Raw genomic sequence first — 14125 nt, 5'->3', positions numbered from 1 at the left:
GTAGAACAGTGAGTCAGTTTCTCTTGTTCTCATTCCTACAGCGGTTAGAGCAGAAACGCACTTCATCCCAACATCTCGACCACTTCTTTCTCCACGTAAAAGGTCGGCAGCACACCAAACAAATTTTGGTTGGTAAGTGCTGCTTCTTGACTTTATTGGGCATGTCTCTGTTTTCTTCGCTTGATGTTGGCTTCTTTGACCATGAAGTCGAACAAAGGGGCGAACAAATTAGCAAACAATATCGCGAGCATAATCCCTTCCGGATAAGCTGGGTTTAGCACCCGTATACCAATCGTCATGACACCGATGAGTACCCCATACGCCCATTTACCTTTATTAGTAAAAGCAGCAGAAACTGGGTCGGTCGCCATAAAGAAGGTACCAAACGCCACACCACCTAGAACAAAGTGCCAATGGAAAGGCATCGAGAACATCGCATTCGTTTCTGAGCCAACTAAGTTCAACAAGGTAGAAGTCGCGGCTAGACCAACGATTACCCCAGCCACGATGCGCCACGATGCAATTTTCATAAAGATTAACGCTAACCCTGAAAGAGCAATCAGCAATGTAGACACCTCACCCATGGAGCCTGGGATATTGCCAAGAAATGCATCACTCCACACCAAAGTGTCTCCAGTCATATTGTTGATTAGTGCGGTGTTACCTCCCTCGTACCATTGACTTAATGGTGTCGCCCCCGAATAGCCGTCGGCGCTGACCCAAACTGCGCCGCCCGACATGTTGGCTGGATAGGCGAAATAGAGAAAAGCACGCCCCGCCAAAGCAGGATTAAGGAAGTTACGCCCTGTACCACCAAAAATCTCTTTCGCTACAACAATCCCGAAAGTGATCCCTAATGCAGCCTGCCAAAGGGGAATTGTCGGCGGCAGTATCAATGAGAAGAGCACCGAGCTAACAAAAAAGCCTTCGTTTACCTCGTGCTTGCGAACTACCGCAAACAGCACTTCCCAAAATCCCCCAACGATAAAGACGGTTGCATACACAGGCAGAAAGTACGTTGCGCCCAATAGCATCTTGCTCATCCAACCGGCTGTTGAAAGGCCTTCAGCCGAGCCAAAAGCCAAAGAGAGCCGCCAGCTTTCATCAATAACCGCAGCTAGATCCTGTAGCGAATAGGTCGATAAAAGTGCCATCGCTGATTGATTACCGATGTTATACATCCCCCAAAACATCGCAGGGAATGTCGCTAGCCAGACCATAATCATGATGCGTTTTAGGTCGATGCTGTCACGAACGTGCGTTATCCCCTTATTAACATGTCCGGGGGTGTAAAATATGGTGGCCGCCGCTTCGTATACTGGATAATACTTTTGATACTTCCCACCTGGCTCAAATAAAGGAGCCACTCTTTCCAATCGGTTTTTGAGACTCATACTCTAATTCCTACTTCTTTTATTCCCTTATTGATACGGGGTAACGCAGCGATATGGACAGATTTTATTTACCGAGTGTGACCAATCTCGATTCACACTCCGTACATAAGTTTGTCTTCGTTATAGGAGAAGCTTATGGACACGCTAGCGGTCGACTTAGCAAGATTTCAGTTTGCTTTTACGGTCTCGTTCCACATCATTTTTCCAGCATTCACGATTGGTTTGGCCAGCTATTTGGCCGTACTTGAAGGTTTATGGCTTAAAACCAACCAAGAGAAGTATCTGCAACTCTACAAATACTGGCTGAAGATATTTGCCATTAGCTTCGGTATGGGCGTGGTCAGCGGCATTGTGCTCAGTTATCAGTTTGGGACTAACTGGAGCGTATTCGCAGACAAAACAGGGCCAGTGCTCGGGCCGCTAATGGGGTACGAGGTGTTCACCGCGTTCTTTTTGGAAGCTGGCTTTCTTGGCGTAATGCTGTTTGGTATGGATAGAGTCGGTAAGAAACTCCATTTTGTATCGACGTGCATCGTTGCTTTTGGCACCTTTTTGTCTGCGTTTTGGATACTCTCCGTCAACAGTTGGATGCAAACGCCGGCAGGCTACAGCATCAACGAGGTAGGTCAATTTGTCCCCGAAAGTTGGTTTGAAGTCGTCTTTAATCCCTCGTTCCCTTACAGGCTTGTACACATGCTGCTGGCAGCCTATCTGACCACCGCGTTCGTCGTTGCAGCAGTTGGGGCTTACCATCTTGTAAAAGCACCGCACAACCCACTCGCACGAACCATGTTTTCGATGGCGATGTGGCTTGCCGTCGTCGTCACGCCAATACAAATTGTCGCGGGTGATATGCATGGCCTAAACACACTAGAACATCAACCTGCCAAAGTGGCGGCGATGGAGGGGCATTTTGAGACTCACCAAGGTGCGCCTCTGATTCTGTTCGGGTTACCCAACGAAGAGACTAAGCAAGTCGACTACGCTGTTGAGATTCCTAACCTGGGCAGCTTGATCTTAACTCATGATTGGAACGGCGAAGTCAAAGGGTTAGATGCGTTCGACGAAGACAAACACCCTCCTGTCGCCATCGTGTTTTGGAGCTTCCGTATCATGGTGGGCATCGGATTTGGCATGCTTCTTCTTGGGCTCACCAGCCTGTGGTTACGCAAGACTCGCGCACTGTACACAACCACATGGTTCTTAAAAGCATGCACCCTGTTTGGACCCGCTGGCTTTATTGCAGTTCTTGCTGGTTGGATAACAACAGAAGTTGGTCGCCAACCCTATACCGTTTATGGCCTGCTCACGACAGCTGACTCCGCATCTCCTATTGATGCCGCAGCAGTAAGCGTCTCCTTAACCGCGTTTATTGTTGTGTATTTTGTCGTCTTTGGAGCAGGTTTTTTCTATCTACTGAGACTGATGCGCAAATCGCCAACTAAATACGAGCAAGCGTTAGAGAGCCGTCTTCCTGATGGTAGTGAGACTCATCCAGCATCGCATTCGAACCATTTACCTTAAAGGAGCAAAACTATGGACTACGCACTTATCTGGTATGGACTCATCGGACTCGCGGTACTCATCTATGTGATTTTGGATGGCTTTGACCTTGGCATTGGCATTCTTTTTCCGAGCGCACACAGTGAATCTGAAAGAGATCTCATGATGAATAGCATCGCCCCCGTGTGGGATGGGAACGAAACTTGGCTTGTACTTGGGGGCGGAGGCCTTTTTGCTGTCTTTCCGCTCGCTTATGCCGTTGTTATGCCAGCGTTGTATGCCCCTTTGATCATTATGTTATTAGGGTTAATTCTACGCGGTGTCTCTTTTGAATATCGATTTAGAACCAAGCGCGGTCAATTCTTGTGGGATGGCGCATTCTTCCTCGGTTCTTTAATGGCAACACTGATGCAAGGGATCATGCTCGGCGCGTTACTCCAAGGAATCAGCGTGGAAGGGCGTTCTTACACGGGAGGATGGTTCGACTGGCTCAGTCCATTTAGCTTGTTCTGTGCGTTCGCTTTGATGTGCGCTTACAGCCTACTCGGGGCCTGTTGGCTGATAATGAAATTGCCCAATGACCTTATCGGGCGCTACTACACGATCGCCAAACGGTGGGGGCTCGCTCTCGTCTTTTGCATCATTGTCGTCAGTCTATGGCTACCACTGAGCAACCCGCTTGTCTTCGCTCGCTGGTTCAGTCTGCCTAACGCATTATTATTCTTGGGTATTCCATGCGTCGCCGCACTGTGCATTTGGCAGCTGTTTGAATCACTGCTCTCGCATAAGGCGCTCAGAGCTTACCTTTGTGGTATTGGGCTGTTTGTGATTTCTGCGATTGGGTTTGGTGTCAGCACCTTCCCTTACCTTGTCCCTTTCGCCCTGACTTATTCAGAAACAGCAGGACCTGACTCAAGCTTGAGCTTTTTACTTGCAGGTGCGGTGATCCTACTCCCTTTAATCATCGCTTACAGTGCTTACTCATACTGGGTATTCCGAGGCAAACTTAATCATGGCGAGGGGTATCACTGATGAAGCGCACTGCATCGAAGATCGTTTGGTTTGTCAGTATCTGGGCGATCAGTGTCGGTATACTCGCCCTGTTCTCCTATGGTCTGCGCTTTATTATCATGCCCGGTTAGACAAACGACGCTGTCTGGTAAGAGCAGAGGAGCCTATTTCTGCACGGCAAAGTCTGCTCTAATACGCTGACTCTATCAGTAGTGGAACAATGAAGTGTTAGAAGAGATCTATTTTGCTGGCGGATGCCTATGGGGTGTTCAAGAATTTATGAAACATCTTCCGGGGGTAAAATCAACCGAAGCGGGAAGAGCCAACGGAACCACTGACACCACTCAAAGCGATTATGATGGCTATGCTGAGTGTGTCAAAACCCAATTCGATCCCAATGTCGTCAGTGTCGAAACGCTAATGGGCTATCTTTTTGAAATCATTGATCCATACAGTGTAAATCAACAAGGGGAAGACGTCGGTCTGAAATACCGCACTGGCGTTTACAGCCAAGATTCATCGCATCTAGAGCAGGCTCAAGCCTTTATCGATAATCGCTCAGACAAACACAAAATTGCGGTAGAGATAAAGCCGTTGTCCAACTACGTTCGCAGTGATGATGAACATCAAGACCGTTTGACTCGCTTCCCCAACGATTACTGCCACATTCCTATCGACCTACTGGGTAAATATCGTCAGTAATTCTCTTACTTACCTACGTTCACGCTCATACAGGGTGGGCGTGAACAATGTCAGATATCTCACTACAACTCAGGGTAACGCTATTTAATCTTTAAAGATTCGGCTAAGTTGGGTAGTTGGGATGGGAAAGAGCATTTTGACAAGGTAGTTATGATTCAACAAGTTGTAGGGATTCTATTTCCTGTATTTGCCCTTGCTTTGGTGGGCTTTGCCGTAGGGCGCTGGATAAAACCTGATTTTCAGCCGATCAATCATATCAACATGAATGCGTTTATCCCGGCTTTGGTCTTTTCTTCGCTGGTCTCTATGCCATTGGATATCGACCAAGTTCCCCTACTAAGCGCATCTTTAGTCGCCGTCTTACTGCCTGGGCTACTTATGTGGCCGATATGTAGACTCTCAAAGCTCAACTACAAGGCTTGGGCACCCGTTCACATGTTCCGCAATAGCGGTAATTTAGCCATACCCCTCTTTACCTACACCTTTGGCGACACAGCTTTAGCGCCTGCAGTGCTTCTGTTTGTGGTTTCAACCTGTTTACATATCAGTATTGGCTTAACCCTACTGAGCGAAGGCAACCCTCTAAAACAGATTATTAAGATGCCGATATTTCTCGCCGCAAGCTGCGCATTAATACTTAATCTATCAGGTGTGGGAGTTTGGTCGCCACTGTATGAAGCCACGGCTCTATTAGGTCAAGCCGCCGTACCTGTTATGCTGCTCTCGTTAGGAGCCCAAATGTGCAACCTTCGGTCAAGTGGTCTAAAAATCGGAATTCTTTGCTCTGTTCAGTCGCTATTCACAGGTGCCATCGCCTTCGCCGTTATTTACTGGTTAATACCACTGCCAACCTTGCAACTGCAAATGATGGTACTGTTCACCATGCTACCACCAGCGGTAATGAATTATCTGTTCGCCGAACGTTTCCAAGTCGAGCCAAGCAGAGTCGCCTCGATGGTATTGTTTGGAAACTTTTTCAGTATCCTGTCGCTACCTTTACTACTCAGTTTCGCTCTGTCGTTGTAACCACTCTTCAGGGTGCGAAAGGAGTGTTTTGCCTTTGAATGTTTCAGCGCGGATGTCTTGAGGGTTATAGATAGCGCATGACTCCATTGAGAGGCAACCACAGCCGATACATCCTCCAAGGTCCTCTTGCAGTGCTTTCATCTGCTGAATTCGATGTTCCAACATCGCTTTCCAACCTGATGCCATGACTTCCCACTCTTTACGACTTGGCGCCTGATGTTTTGGTAGATGAGCTAGCGACTGGACAATCTCATCTAACGTAAGCCCAACCTCTTGAGCCGCCTTGATAACAGCGATTCGTCTGAGCACACCGCGTTCATAACGGCGCTGGTTGCCCTGATTTCGCCAGCTGTGAATTAACCCTTTCTGCTCATAAAAGTGTAAAGCGGATACTTTTATCCCTGCCCTTTTCGCCACCTCTCCAACACTCATTTCCATATTGATCTCCGAAACGCACCTAATTTTGACAATAGCTAAAGTTAACTTGAGGTTTAAAGTAACATTAAGAATGGAAGAGTGTGAACTAAAAGCTTAAAAATAGCTCACACTTCACAGAGCGAGGTGACATTGTCACGTAGAAAGTCGCGGCTCTATAGTAGGGTTTGGGTTTAACCTCTCTTATGACAACTTAAAGCGCCCTACAATAGACGTCAGTTTTTCGTTCATATCGGAAATATTCTGCGCCTCTTCAAGCGCGGTTTGACCGTTACTGTCAAGCTCACCTACGATGTCGTTAATTGCAGTCATATTGCGGCTCAGCTCTTGGGTCACACTACTTTGCTCTTCTGCAGCAGTCGCGATTTGAGTACTAAGATCATTGATATCAGTAACAAATTGCGTCATCACATCCAAACTCTCGGAAACCTCGCCAGTGCCTTCTGCCGTTTGTGCACATTTCTGCTTGGTTGAGTCCATTGAATCAACAACTGACTGGCTACCTTTAAGTAGACTCGCCAATGCAGCTTCAATCTCTTCGGTACTGTCTTTCGTGCGACTCGCAAGGTTACGCACTTCGTCAGCTACAACCGCAAAACCACGGCCTTGATCACCCGCTCGTGCCGCCTCAATCGCTGCATTCAAAGCAAGTAAGTTAGTCTGTTCGGCAATGTCCCCAATCACGCCAAGAATCGTATTAATCCCATCGGTTTCTGATGCCATGCTGTTCACGCTGTCTGAGGCGCGACTGACGTCTTCAACCAAATCTTGAACGTTGTTTTGTGCTTGCGTCACTGTCTGTTTTGACCCTGAGCTGGCCTCATTCGCTTTATGCGTCAACTGAGCTGTATTGGCAGCATCGGTCGCCATCGATTCAGCGGTAGAGTTCATCTCTTCTATGGCTGTGACGACTTGCTCAGTCTCTTGCACATGGCTTTGAAGAATCACACTGTTGCGCTGACTTTGATCTTTCATTCGATCAACGTTCTCATTGAGATGATCAGTAACAGCTCGAATCTCCAACATCATGGCTTGGAGATTGGCAATGAACGCATTTACCCCTTCTGATATTTGGCCTAAATCATCGTTTGTTTTCACTTCAATTCGCTGAGTTAAATCACCGTTGCCTTGGCTCAAACCTGAGATGGTCTCTTTCAGCACTAAAATTGGTCGGTAAAGGATGTTCATAATGATCAAAGCAACAATAATACTCACCACTGTTGCTAGAATCGCCGTCGTAATAGCCGCGTTTCTTGCCGATGAAAGAGCCGCAAAAGCGACAGCTTTCTCTAAACCGACAACGAAATACCAACTCTTGTCTGCCACTTTAATTTGATGAGAGAAGAACAGTTTTTCTTTGTCCCCCAAAAACCCGTCAAACACGACATCTTCTTGTCCAAGAGAGCTCTGCGCTACCTTATTCAACCAGTCGATGCTGTCTGCCTTGACTCCTGCTTTTACATCTCCCATGGATGACGCCAAGACCGTTTTGTCGTGGTTAAGAATAATTGCGACCGCCCCAGGTATCTCATTGGCATTTTTGGCTATTTCATTGAGAAAACCTAACTGCATATCTGCTGAGATCATACCGCTCATTGTCTTGCGCACAATCGAGACCCAATAGACATCCCCTTCACTCCCCAGATAAGGCTCAGAGATGGTTGCTGTCGCGCTTCGTCGCCCCAGTTGATACCAACCTCGCGTGGTTACATCACCATCGAACTTGTGATTTGGCCAAGTTTTCGCGGTCTGATTCCAATAAGCATCACCATTTGTAAATGCCACGACTGAGCTATTGAGGTTCATCGCCTTAGCAAACAAATGCGTGAGTTCAATAAAGTCATCCGCAGACCCAGTAATCGCCTTGTTGTCATAGTGGCTACCAAGCTTATCGAGTCCCTGAACCTTCTCATTTAACTGACTTGCAATCTGCTCAGCTTCACTTTTTACATAGTCTTGATTCGCCTTGGTTATCAATTCAACCAAAGCGTCTTTTTTCTTCACATACGCTACATAACTAGACGTAGAGACTGACAAAACCACTAAACCAATGATTGAGATAAGTAGCAGTTTTCTAAATCCTAAGTTTCGCATCACCCAATCCTTTATCGTGTCGCTGACCGATTCAAACTATTCGAAATCTTACTGTGTATTTTATAAATAATTGTGGCCGCAATATGGCAAAGATCCAGTGACGGTGTAGATTTCGCTGTTTAGAGGGAGTATTTAACAGATACAAAAACGCCTCCTAGAATCAAGGAGGCGTTTTGATGATGCTTTAAGCTATTAAAGGGTTTGTAGTGAGATCTCGCCTAGGCGTAAATCAAATTCGACCAACGAGCTAACCCTGCGGTAACCGAACCAAAGTAGTTACCACTGACGATTTGGGTATCAGGCAATAGCGCTTTTACAGCATTGGTTAAGATAGGAGAACGAGCCGAACCACCTGTCATGTAGACAACGTCAGGTTTAATTCCACTCTGTTTGATCGCTTCTTCCACTAAAGCTTGAATTTTTGCGGTTGGAATCGCGATCGCCTCTTCCATTTGATTTTTCAACACAGGAATTGAAACCGCCTCGTTTTCAAGATGAATAAGTGCTTGATAGCTATCTTGTTCACCTAGAGCGATTTTTGTCTGCTCTGCTTCGCGAATTACAGCGTAGCCCATCGTTCCTTGATGAAGTTCAACTAAACGACGCAGCTTTTCTGGCTGCTTGGCGTCTTTCACCATCCCTTTTAACGTTTTAAGGTTGTCGTGAGCATAGAATTTACGTTGAGCCTGAACGTCGTTAATCGCAATTGGGTTCCAAAATTGAGTCGTTGGAATTTCTAAGCCAGCTAAGGTTTGAGTGCCCATACCAAACTCAGACATAAAACGTTTGAAAGCGGTGAAAATATCTAGGTCGTTACCACCCACCATTTGGCCTGAGTGTGCCAAAAGGGAGTCTCGGCGGTCTTGTTTCCCCGCCCAGCTTGGGCCCATGCGCAGGAATGAACAGTCCGTAGTACCACCGCCAATATCAACCACCAGCACATTTTTGTCTTCAGTTAATGAAGCTTCGTACTCAAGTCCTGCTGCCACAGGTTCAAACTGAAACTCGACATCTTTGAATCCAGCGCGGTTCGCCGCACGACGTAAAATACCTTCAGCCTGAATATTCGACTCTTCACCCCCGCGACCTAAAAAGTTTACGGGTCTGCCGATCACAGTTTGAGTGACCTCTTTTTGCAGCGCCGCTTCTGTCTTTAAGCGAATATTGGCCATCATGGCACATACGAGATCTTCAAAAAATGATAACTGCATATCACGTAATCCCATCGCCCCTAAAAAGGACTTTGGCGATTTAACGTAGTAAACATCTTTTGGGTCTTCGAGATAGAGGTCTAGTGCCTCGCGACCGAACTTTACATCGTCGCTACGGACATCAAGCCCCTCTTCATCATTCAATTTAATAGCACGCCTTAATACGCCTTCACCAACACTGTCATGTGGCTTAATGTTGAGGACGCGGAACAGGTATTCCGAAACCACTTCTGAAGTGGGTGCACATAGCGTCGAGGCAATGTAATAGTCATCACCGACCAGAGGTATTTGTTGTACTTGTCCATTTACAAGTTGAGCGACTGAGCAATTTGCTGTTCCATAATCGAAACCGATAGACATGTGATTTACCTCTTTTCACGATACTGGGCTTGAACAAGCCAAATTTTGCGAGCCGGATAGTAAAGCCTAGACCGATAGATGGGTCAACCTCGATTTGAGTTTTCTTTTGTAATTCACCAATTTGATTTAAAGTGCAAAGCAACACAAAAGGACGATTGGGATCGAGAATGAATTTAAGACAGTTAGAAGTGTTCTACGCCACCATGAAATCAGGTACGGTTTCTGGGGCCGCCAAGCAGCTTCACGTCTCTCAGCCCAACGTTACCCGAATCCTTGCCCATACCGAACAACAATTGGGCTTTTCTCTTTTTGAGCGAATCAAAGGCCGCCTTGTGCCAACCCAAGAGGCGCATTTACTCCTACCCGAAGCCGAAAAGGTTTACCAACAGCTCGGGCAGTTCCGTAATCTGACCAATAAAATTAAAGCGGGTAAAAAACACCTGACCATCGGGACAACACCGATTTTGGCGTCGACAATCTTGGCACCAGTCATTGCTCAAATATGCAAGCAGGGCAATTATACGATTGAAGTCTCTACCGCCAACCAAAATGAACTTTGCGACGCTTTAATTAAAAACGAGCTCGATCTCGCCATCTGCTTTGGTGATGACGCCCCAGCTCCTTTAGTCCACAAAGAACTACTGAAGTCAGAAATGAAGGTACTTGCGCCCAAAGAGAGCGTACACCCTGAATCACTCAGCTTAGAACAATTGCTCAACGATGATAAGACATTGATATCATTAGATACGAGAGATCCTTTAGGCATTCAACTTCTTCAAGCGATTCACGCTTTAGCGCCAGAATACAACCCTCGAGTCACGGTACGTAACTACAGCGCGGCAGCTGAGCTTGTCGCGCAAGATGCGGGCTACGCCATTGTCGATCCTTGGACAGCCAGCCAATATCGCAATCGAGTCCAGACTCTTTCACTTGAGCCAAATATCACCGTTGCTGTCTCTTTACTTCACGCTCCTCACTACCCATTAAGCATTGCTGCCAAATGGTTCATCGAACAGCTAGAAATAAGCCTATAACCTGACGTTATACTTGGTCATCAAATAAGCATTCGTCTCCTTATCGCGATACCCATAGAGTGTTCTGAACGCTATGTCACGATAAGGAATTTTTATGTCTATTGCTCAACCTTACTTGCTCTTTCTAGGCGATGTTACCGACCCAATTGCAGCAAAAACAGCGCGCGGAATTGCGCTATGGCGACCAGACTCTTGTGTCGGTCAACTTAGGCTCACACCAGAGACGGTTTCTCTCGGCTTGTCTGACCTTACGTTGGAACAAGCAAAGCAGCAAGGCGCAAAGACCTTAGTGATTGGCACAGCGAATGCCGGAGGTGTCATTCCGAGTAATTGGCAGCAAACCTTAACCACCGCAGCGGAGATGGGCTTTGAAATCGCGTCAGGTATGCACTCTCGACTAAGCGATATTACAGAACTCGCCATGTTGGAATCACAAGGTACAACAAAACTGCATGATGTTCGCCACTATGATGCAGCACTTGATGTCGGTAACGGAAAGCAGCGTCAAGGCAAGCGAGTATTGACGGTAGGCACTGACTGCTCAGTAGGTAAAATGTTCACGGCCCTAGCCTTAGAAAAGTCGCTCAAACAAGTCGGAGTTGATGCTCAGTTTAAGGCAACAGGACAAACAGGCATTCTGATTGATGGTAGCGGAATTTCTATTGATGCTGTCGTCGCCGATTTTATCTCTGGGGCTGTGGAAGCCATTAGCCCAGATTTCACGGATCATGATTGGGATATTATCGAAGGACAAGGCTCTCTGTTTAACCCATCATTTGCAGGCGTGAGTCTTGGATTACTGCATGGTGCTCAAGCGGACGCTTTGGTACTTTGCCATGAAGTCGACCGACCACATATTCGTCACCTACCCCATTGTCAGCTTCCGAGTATTGAAGCGACGATAGAGGCCAACTTAGCCGCTGCACGTCTTACCAACGCAAATGCTAAACTTGCAGGCATTAGCTTAAATACATCCTCGCTTAACGAAGAGGAGGCAAAAACACTCTGCGCTGATTGGCAAGAGCAATTTAACGTGCCTGTTACTGACCCTGTACGCTTTGGCATTGATTCTATCGCCAAGCAGTTAGTCAACCATTTTTAGCGAGGCTGACGAATGAAGATCACAGTCTCTTCCCACTCCATCGAATTAGCGACGCCATTTGTCATTTCACGTGGCGCTCGCACCCATTGCCATACGGTGAGAGTCACGATTGATTATCTCGGTAGACAGGGGCAAGGAGAATGCACGCCTTATCCAAGGTACGGTGAAAGCGTCGATAGCGTGACTGAGCAGCTCAATCAATGGCTAAAGGAACTCCAACCCCATAGCCCTCAAGCTGCCAAACAAATGCTGCAAACCAAACCCGCTGGCGCAGCACGAAATGCGCTAGATTGCGCGCTTTGGGATATCATCGCTAAAGCGGATTCTATGGATTTTCCTACACCTTACTTTGACGTTAAGCCAAGCATCGAAACTGCTATGACGGTATCTGTGGGTGACGAAAGTACAATGGCCGAGCAAGCACGTCAGTACGCGGAGAAAGGAGCAAGCTTACTCAAAGTGAAGTTGGATGCCGAAAACGTTGTTGCGAGAGTTGCCGCCGTCCGACGCGCCGTACCCAACTGTAAGATTATCCTCGACGCCAATGAGGCTTGGTCTGAACTTGATTTGAATACGCTATTCAACGAACTGGCGCCCTTTGATATCGCAATGATTGAGCAACCTCTGCCTGCAGGTAAAGATGATATACTCAAACAGATCGCTCACCCCATCCCGCTTTGTGCAGACGAAAGTGTTCACACTCGTGCACAGCTATCTCAATTGAGTGGCAGCTATGAGATGGTCAACATCAAATTAGACAAATCTGGGGGATTAACTGAGGCGCTACTACTAGAGCAGCAAGCTAGAGAAATGGGCTTTTCTATCATGGTTGGCTGTATGCTAGGAACATCACTCGCGATGAAAGCGGCGCTTCCAATCGCAACTCATGCTGAAATCGTCGATTTAGATGGGCCGGTGTTACTTGGTTCAGATGTACCAAACGGATTAACTTACCATTCGGGCCAACTTCATCTCACTTAAAACACAAAAGGCAGCGTTTATTCGCTGCCTTACTTTTTTAACAGGTCGGTTGGTTTTAAACGTCCAACGACATTCCAATCTGGCTCAACTTGGTTTTGAAGTCATCAATGCTTGACGCTTCATACGTCGGTGAACCATTAAAGTATCGAGGCTTCTCTGGGAGCATGGCATTTTTCAGCGCCTTCTCTTGATCAATATCGTCATGATACACGGTTACTCGATTAGGAATGTCCTGTTGAAACTTCGCCATTGTGTTCTCCTTTTCATCTGACGTTGTAGCCAATTTAAGCGTAGAAAACTCTCACTGACTGTCAAAATGAACTTTGGAGTTAGAAAGGAGAGAAGGTTGCTTTAAACCTCCCGTTTTTATTAGGCTTAGCTAGTAAAACGAGTGCGAGTAAAGCTCCCCATTTATGTCAGTTCTGTGAAGCTTTACCCACAATTTGATGAACCAATTCCTATTTTTCACAGATGACTGCAGGAATAAATAATTCCTCCAGAGTAATACCTGACTAAAGATCTGATTGGCTTGATGTAATTCTTTCTAGCGCGAGATAACGCTCTCTATCTGGGCCAGCGTGGTTGCCGAAGATTGATAATCTATCGGTAGCTCAACAATCCCTTTTTCAGTTTGGACAAACAGAGACGGAAAGCTGTTTCCTCCGATGCTGCGCGCAAAGTTGAGCTCTTCATGGAACTCTTGATTCAATTGTTCCGACTCAAAGTCTTGTTTGAACTGGTCAACATCTAGTCCGATTGTGCTCGCAAGATCTAACAGTACCTCACTGTCACTCGGGTTCTTTGCTTCTAAGTAATAGGCGGATTGAATCGCTGAGATCATTTCACGTTCTGCGCCCTGCTTTCTTGCTGCTAGCGCGGCGCGGCAGGATGGGTAAGTTGAACGACGAGGGGTGTTTCTCGTCCAGAAGTCATGATTAAATTCTGTACCGAGGAAGTTTTCAATTTTACGCCAGTAAGAGGCAATCTGCTCTCGCATTTCTAATGGCATAGGCGTATCTGAATCAGGCGCCAAACCTCCAACAACATATTGAATCGCCAGTTTGCCCTCAAGTCCTTGAACGATCTCTTGCCATGTCGGGTTGTATCCCCAACACCATGCACACATGGGATCATAGACGTAGTAAAGTCGATTGTGGTTACTGCTCAAGTCCATCATTGAATCCTCCCTAATTAGACTTTATCTAGGATTTGTTGACCTAGAATATGAGCATCAACTAAACGCTGCCACTTCCTATTGTCAAAGGTGAAGCA

14 protein-coding genes are annotated in these 14125 nt (G+C 46.7%); 7 read left to right on the top strand and 7 right to left on the bottom strand.

The features are described from left to right. Positions 1–13 precede the first annotated feature (13 nt). Both F0231_RS11500 and F0231_RS11495 read right to left on the bottom strand, forming a co-directional pair. Complete coding sequence (locus F0231_RS11500; protein ID WP_171759865.1) at positions 14–163, bottom strand: DUF2256 domain-containing protein; 150 nt, start codon at positions 161–163, stop codon at positions 14–16. Further along, the gene (locus tag F0231_RS11495) at positions 153–1394 is read right to left on the bottom strand and encodes an NADH:ubiquinone reductase (Na(+)-transporting) subunit B (protein ID WP_171759864.1); all 1242 of its coding nucleotides are present in this window, start codon (positions 1392–1394) and stop codon (positions 153–155) included. Before F0231_RS11495 ends, F0231_RS11500 begins: the two co-directional genes overlap by 11 nt. Before the next feature lie 135 nt (positions 1395–1529). Between F0231_RS11495 and F0231_RS11490 the strand changes: the two genes are divergently transcribed. The 4 genes from F0231_RS11490 (at position 1530) to F0231_RS11475 (ending at position 5636) form a co-directional block, all read left to right on the top strand. Beyond that, a complete protein-coding gene (locus F0231_RS11490; protein WP_171759863.1) occupies positions 1530–2918 on the top strand; it encodes a cytochrome ubiquinol oxidase subunit I in 1389 nt (462 codons plus the stop codon). Positions 2919–2930: 12 nt separating this feature from the next. Further along, positions 2931–3929 carry a cytochrome d ubiquinol oxidase subunit II gene (cydB, locus tag F0231_RS11485; protein ID WP_171759862.1) on the top strand — a complete coding sequence of 333 codons (999 nt, stop codon included), beginning with the start codon at positions 2931–2933 and terminating at the stop codon, positions 3927–3929. Between the two features lie 204 nt (positions 3930–4133). Continuing rightward, positions 4134–4610 (top strand): peptide-methionine (S)-S-oxide reductase, encoded by a 477-nt coding sequence (locus tag F0231_RS11480; RefSeq protein ID WP_171759861.1) that lies wholly within the window; start codon positions 4134–4136, stop codon positions 4608–4610. Between the two features lie 150 nt (positions 4611–4760). After that, positions 4761–5636, top strand: a complete 876-nt coding sequence (locus tag F0231_RS11475; protein ID WP_171759860.1) for an AEC family transporter — start codon at positions 4761–4763, stop codon at positions 5634–5636. Here the strand turns inward: F0231_RS11475 and soxR are convergent. The 3 genes from soxR to yegD all read right to left on the bottom strand — a co-directional run bounded on the left by soxR (position 5610) and on the right by yegD (position 9736). Further along, on the bottom strand, positions 5610–6074 hold the full coding sequence (gene soxR / locus F0231_RS11470; protein ID WP_171759859.1) for a redox-sensitive transcriptional activator SoxR: 465 nt from the start codon (positions 6072–6074) through the stop codon (positions 5610–5612). The genes F0231_RS11475 and soxR overlap by 27 nt on opposite strands. 180 nt (positions 6075–6254) lie before the next feature. Continuing rightward, complete coding sequence (locus F0231_RS11465; protein WP_171759858.1) at positions 6255–8165, bottom strand: methyl-accepting chemotaxis protein; 1911 nt, start codon at positions 8163–8165, stop codon at positions 6255–6257. A gap of 218 nt (positions 8166–8383) precedes the next feature. Further along, positions 8384–9736 carry a molecular chaperone gene (yegD, locus tag F0231_RS11460; RefSeq protein WP_171759857.1) on the bottom strand — a complete coding sequence of 451 codons (1353 nt, stop codon included), beginning with the start codon at positions 9734–9736 and terminating at the stop codon, positions 8384–8386. Positions 9737–9903: 167 nt separating this feature from the next. On the opposite strand from yegD, the gene F0231_RS11455 reads away from it, so the two are divergent. From F0231_RS11455 to dgcA, 3 genes are all read left to right on the top strand, one after another. Next, positions 9904–10770 (top strand): LysR family transcriptional regulator, encoded by an 867-nt coding sequence (locus F0231_RS11455; protein ID WP_171759856.1) that lies wholly within the window; start codon positions 9904–9906, stop codon positions 10768–10770. Positions 10771–10864: 94 nt separating this feature from the next. After that, positions 10865–11872 carry an N-acetyltransferase DgcN gene (dgcN, locus tag F0231_RS11450; protein WP_171759855.1) on the top strand — a complete coding sequence of 336 codons (1008 nt, stop codon included), beginning with the start codon at positions 10865–10867 and terminating at the stop codon, positions 11870–11872. Positions 11873–11884: 12 nt separating this feature from the next. Beyond that, on the top strand, positions 11885–12853 hold the full coding sequence (gene dgcA / locus F0231_RS11445; RefSeq protein ID WP_171759854.1) for an N-acetyl-D-Glu racemase DgcA: 969 nt from the start codon (positions 11885–11887) through the stop codon (positions 12851–12853). Between the two features lie 55 nt (positions 12854–12908). Here the strand turns inward: dgcA and F0231_RS11440 are convergent, their stop codons facing one another. Both F0231_RS11440 and F0231_RS11435 read right to left on the bottom strand, forming a co-directional pair. Further along, positions 12909–13103, bottom strand: coding sequence for a hypothetical protein (locus F0231_RS11440; RefSeq protein ID WP_171759853.1), 195 nt, complete (start codon positions 13101–13103; stop codon positions 12909–12911). A 294-nt stretch (positions 13104–13397) separates the two neighbouring features. After that, on the bottom strand, positions 13398–14030 hold the full coding sequence (locus F0231_RS11435) for a DsbA family protein (RefSeq protein WP_253825778.1): 633 nt from the start codon (positions 14028–14030) through the stop codon (positions 13398–13400). Positions 14031–14125 lie beyond the last annotated feature (95 nt).

Source organism: Vibrio sp. RE86, assembly GCF_013114545.1.
Classification (GTDB): Bacteria; Pseudomonadota; Gammaproteobacteria; order Enterobacterales; family Vibrionaceae; genus Vibrio.
The sequence above is the reverse complement of the archived record's forward strand: the minus strand, read 5'-3'. Positions and strand labels throughout refer to the sequence as shown.

Coding starts and splice junctions, on each gene's coding strand:
- F0231_RS11500 (WP_171759865.1), bottom strand. CDS start 163: ATGCCCAATAAAGTCAAGAAGCAGCACTTACCAACCAAAATTTGTTTG.
- F0231_RS11495 (WP_171759864.1), bottom strand. CDS start 1,394: ATGAGTCTCAAAAACCGATTGGAAAGAGTGGCTCCTTTATTTGAGCCA.
- F0231_RS11490 (WP_171759863.1), top strand. CDS start 1,530: ATGGACACGCTAGCGGTCGACTTAGCAAGATTTCAGTTTGCTTTTACG.
- cydB (WP_171759862.1), top strand. CDS start 2,931: ATGGACTACGCACTTATCTGGTATGGACTCATCGGACTCGCGGTACTC.
- F0231_RS11475 (WP_171759860.1), top strand. CDS start 4,761: ATGATTCAACAAGTTGTAGGGATTCTATTTCCTGTATTTGCCCTTGCT.
- soxR (WP_171759859.1), bottom strand. CDS start 6,074: ATGGAAATGAGTGTTGGAGAGGTGGCGAAAAGGGCAGGGATAAAAGTA.
- F0231_RS11465 (WP_171759858.1), bottom strand. CDS start 8,165: ATGCGAAACTTAGGATTTAGAAAACTGCTACTTATCTCAATCATTGGT.
- yegD (WP_171759857.1), bottom strand. CDS start 9,736: ATGTCTATCGGTTTCGATTATGGAACAGCAAATTGCTCAGTCGCTCAA.
- F0231_RS11455 (WP_171759856.1), top strand. CDS start 9,904: ATGAATTTAAGACAGTTAGAAGTGTTCTACGCCACCATGAAATCAGGT.
- dgcN (WP_171759855.1), top strand. CDS start 10,865: ATGTCTATTGCTCAACCTTACTTGCTCTTTCTAGGCGATGTTACCGAC.
- dgcA (WP_171759854.1), top strand. CDS start 11,885: ATGAAGATCACAGTCTCTTCCCACTCCATCGAATTAGCGACGCCATTT.
- F0231_RS11440 (WP_171759853.1), bottom strand. CDS start 13,103: ATGGCGAAGTTTCAACAGGACATTCCTAATCGAGTAACCGTGTATCAT.
- F0231_RS11435 (WP_253825778.1), bottom strand. CDS start 14,030: ATGATGGACTTGAGCAGTAACCACAATCGACTTTACTACGTCTATGAT.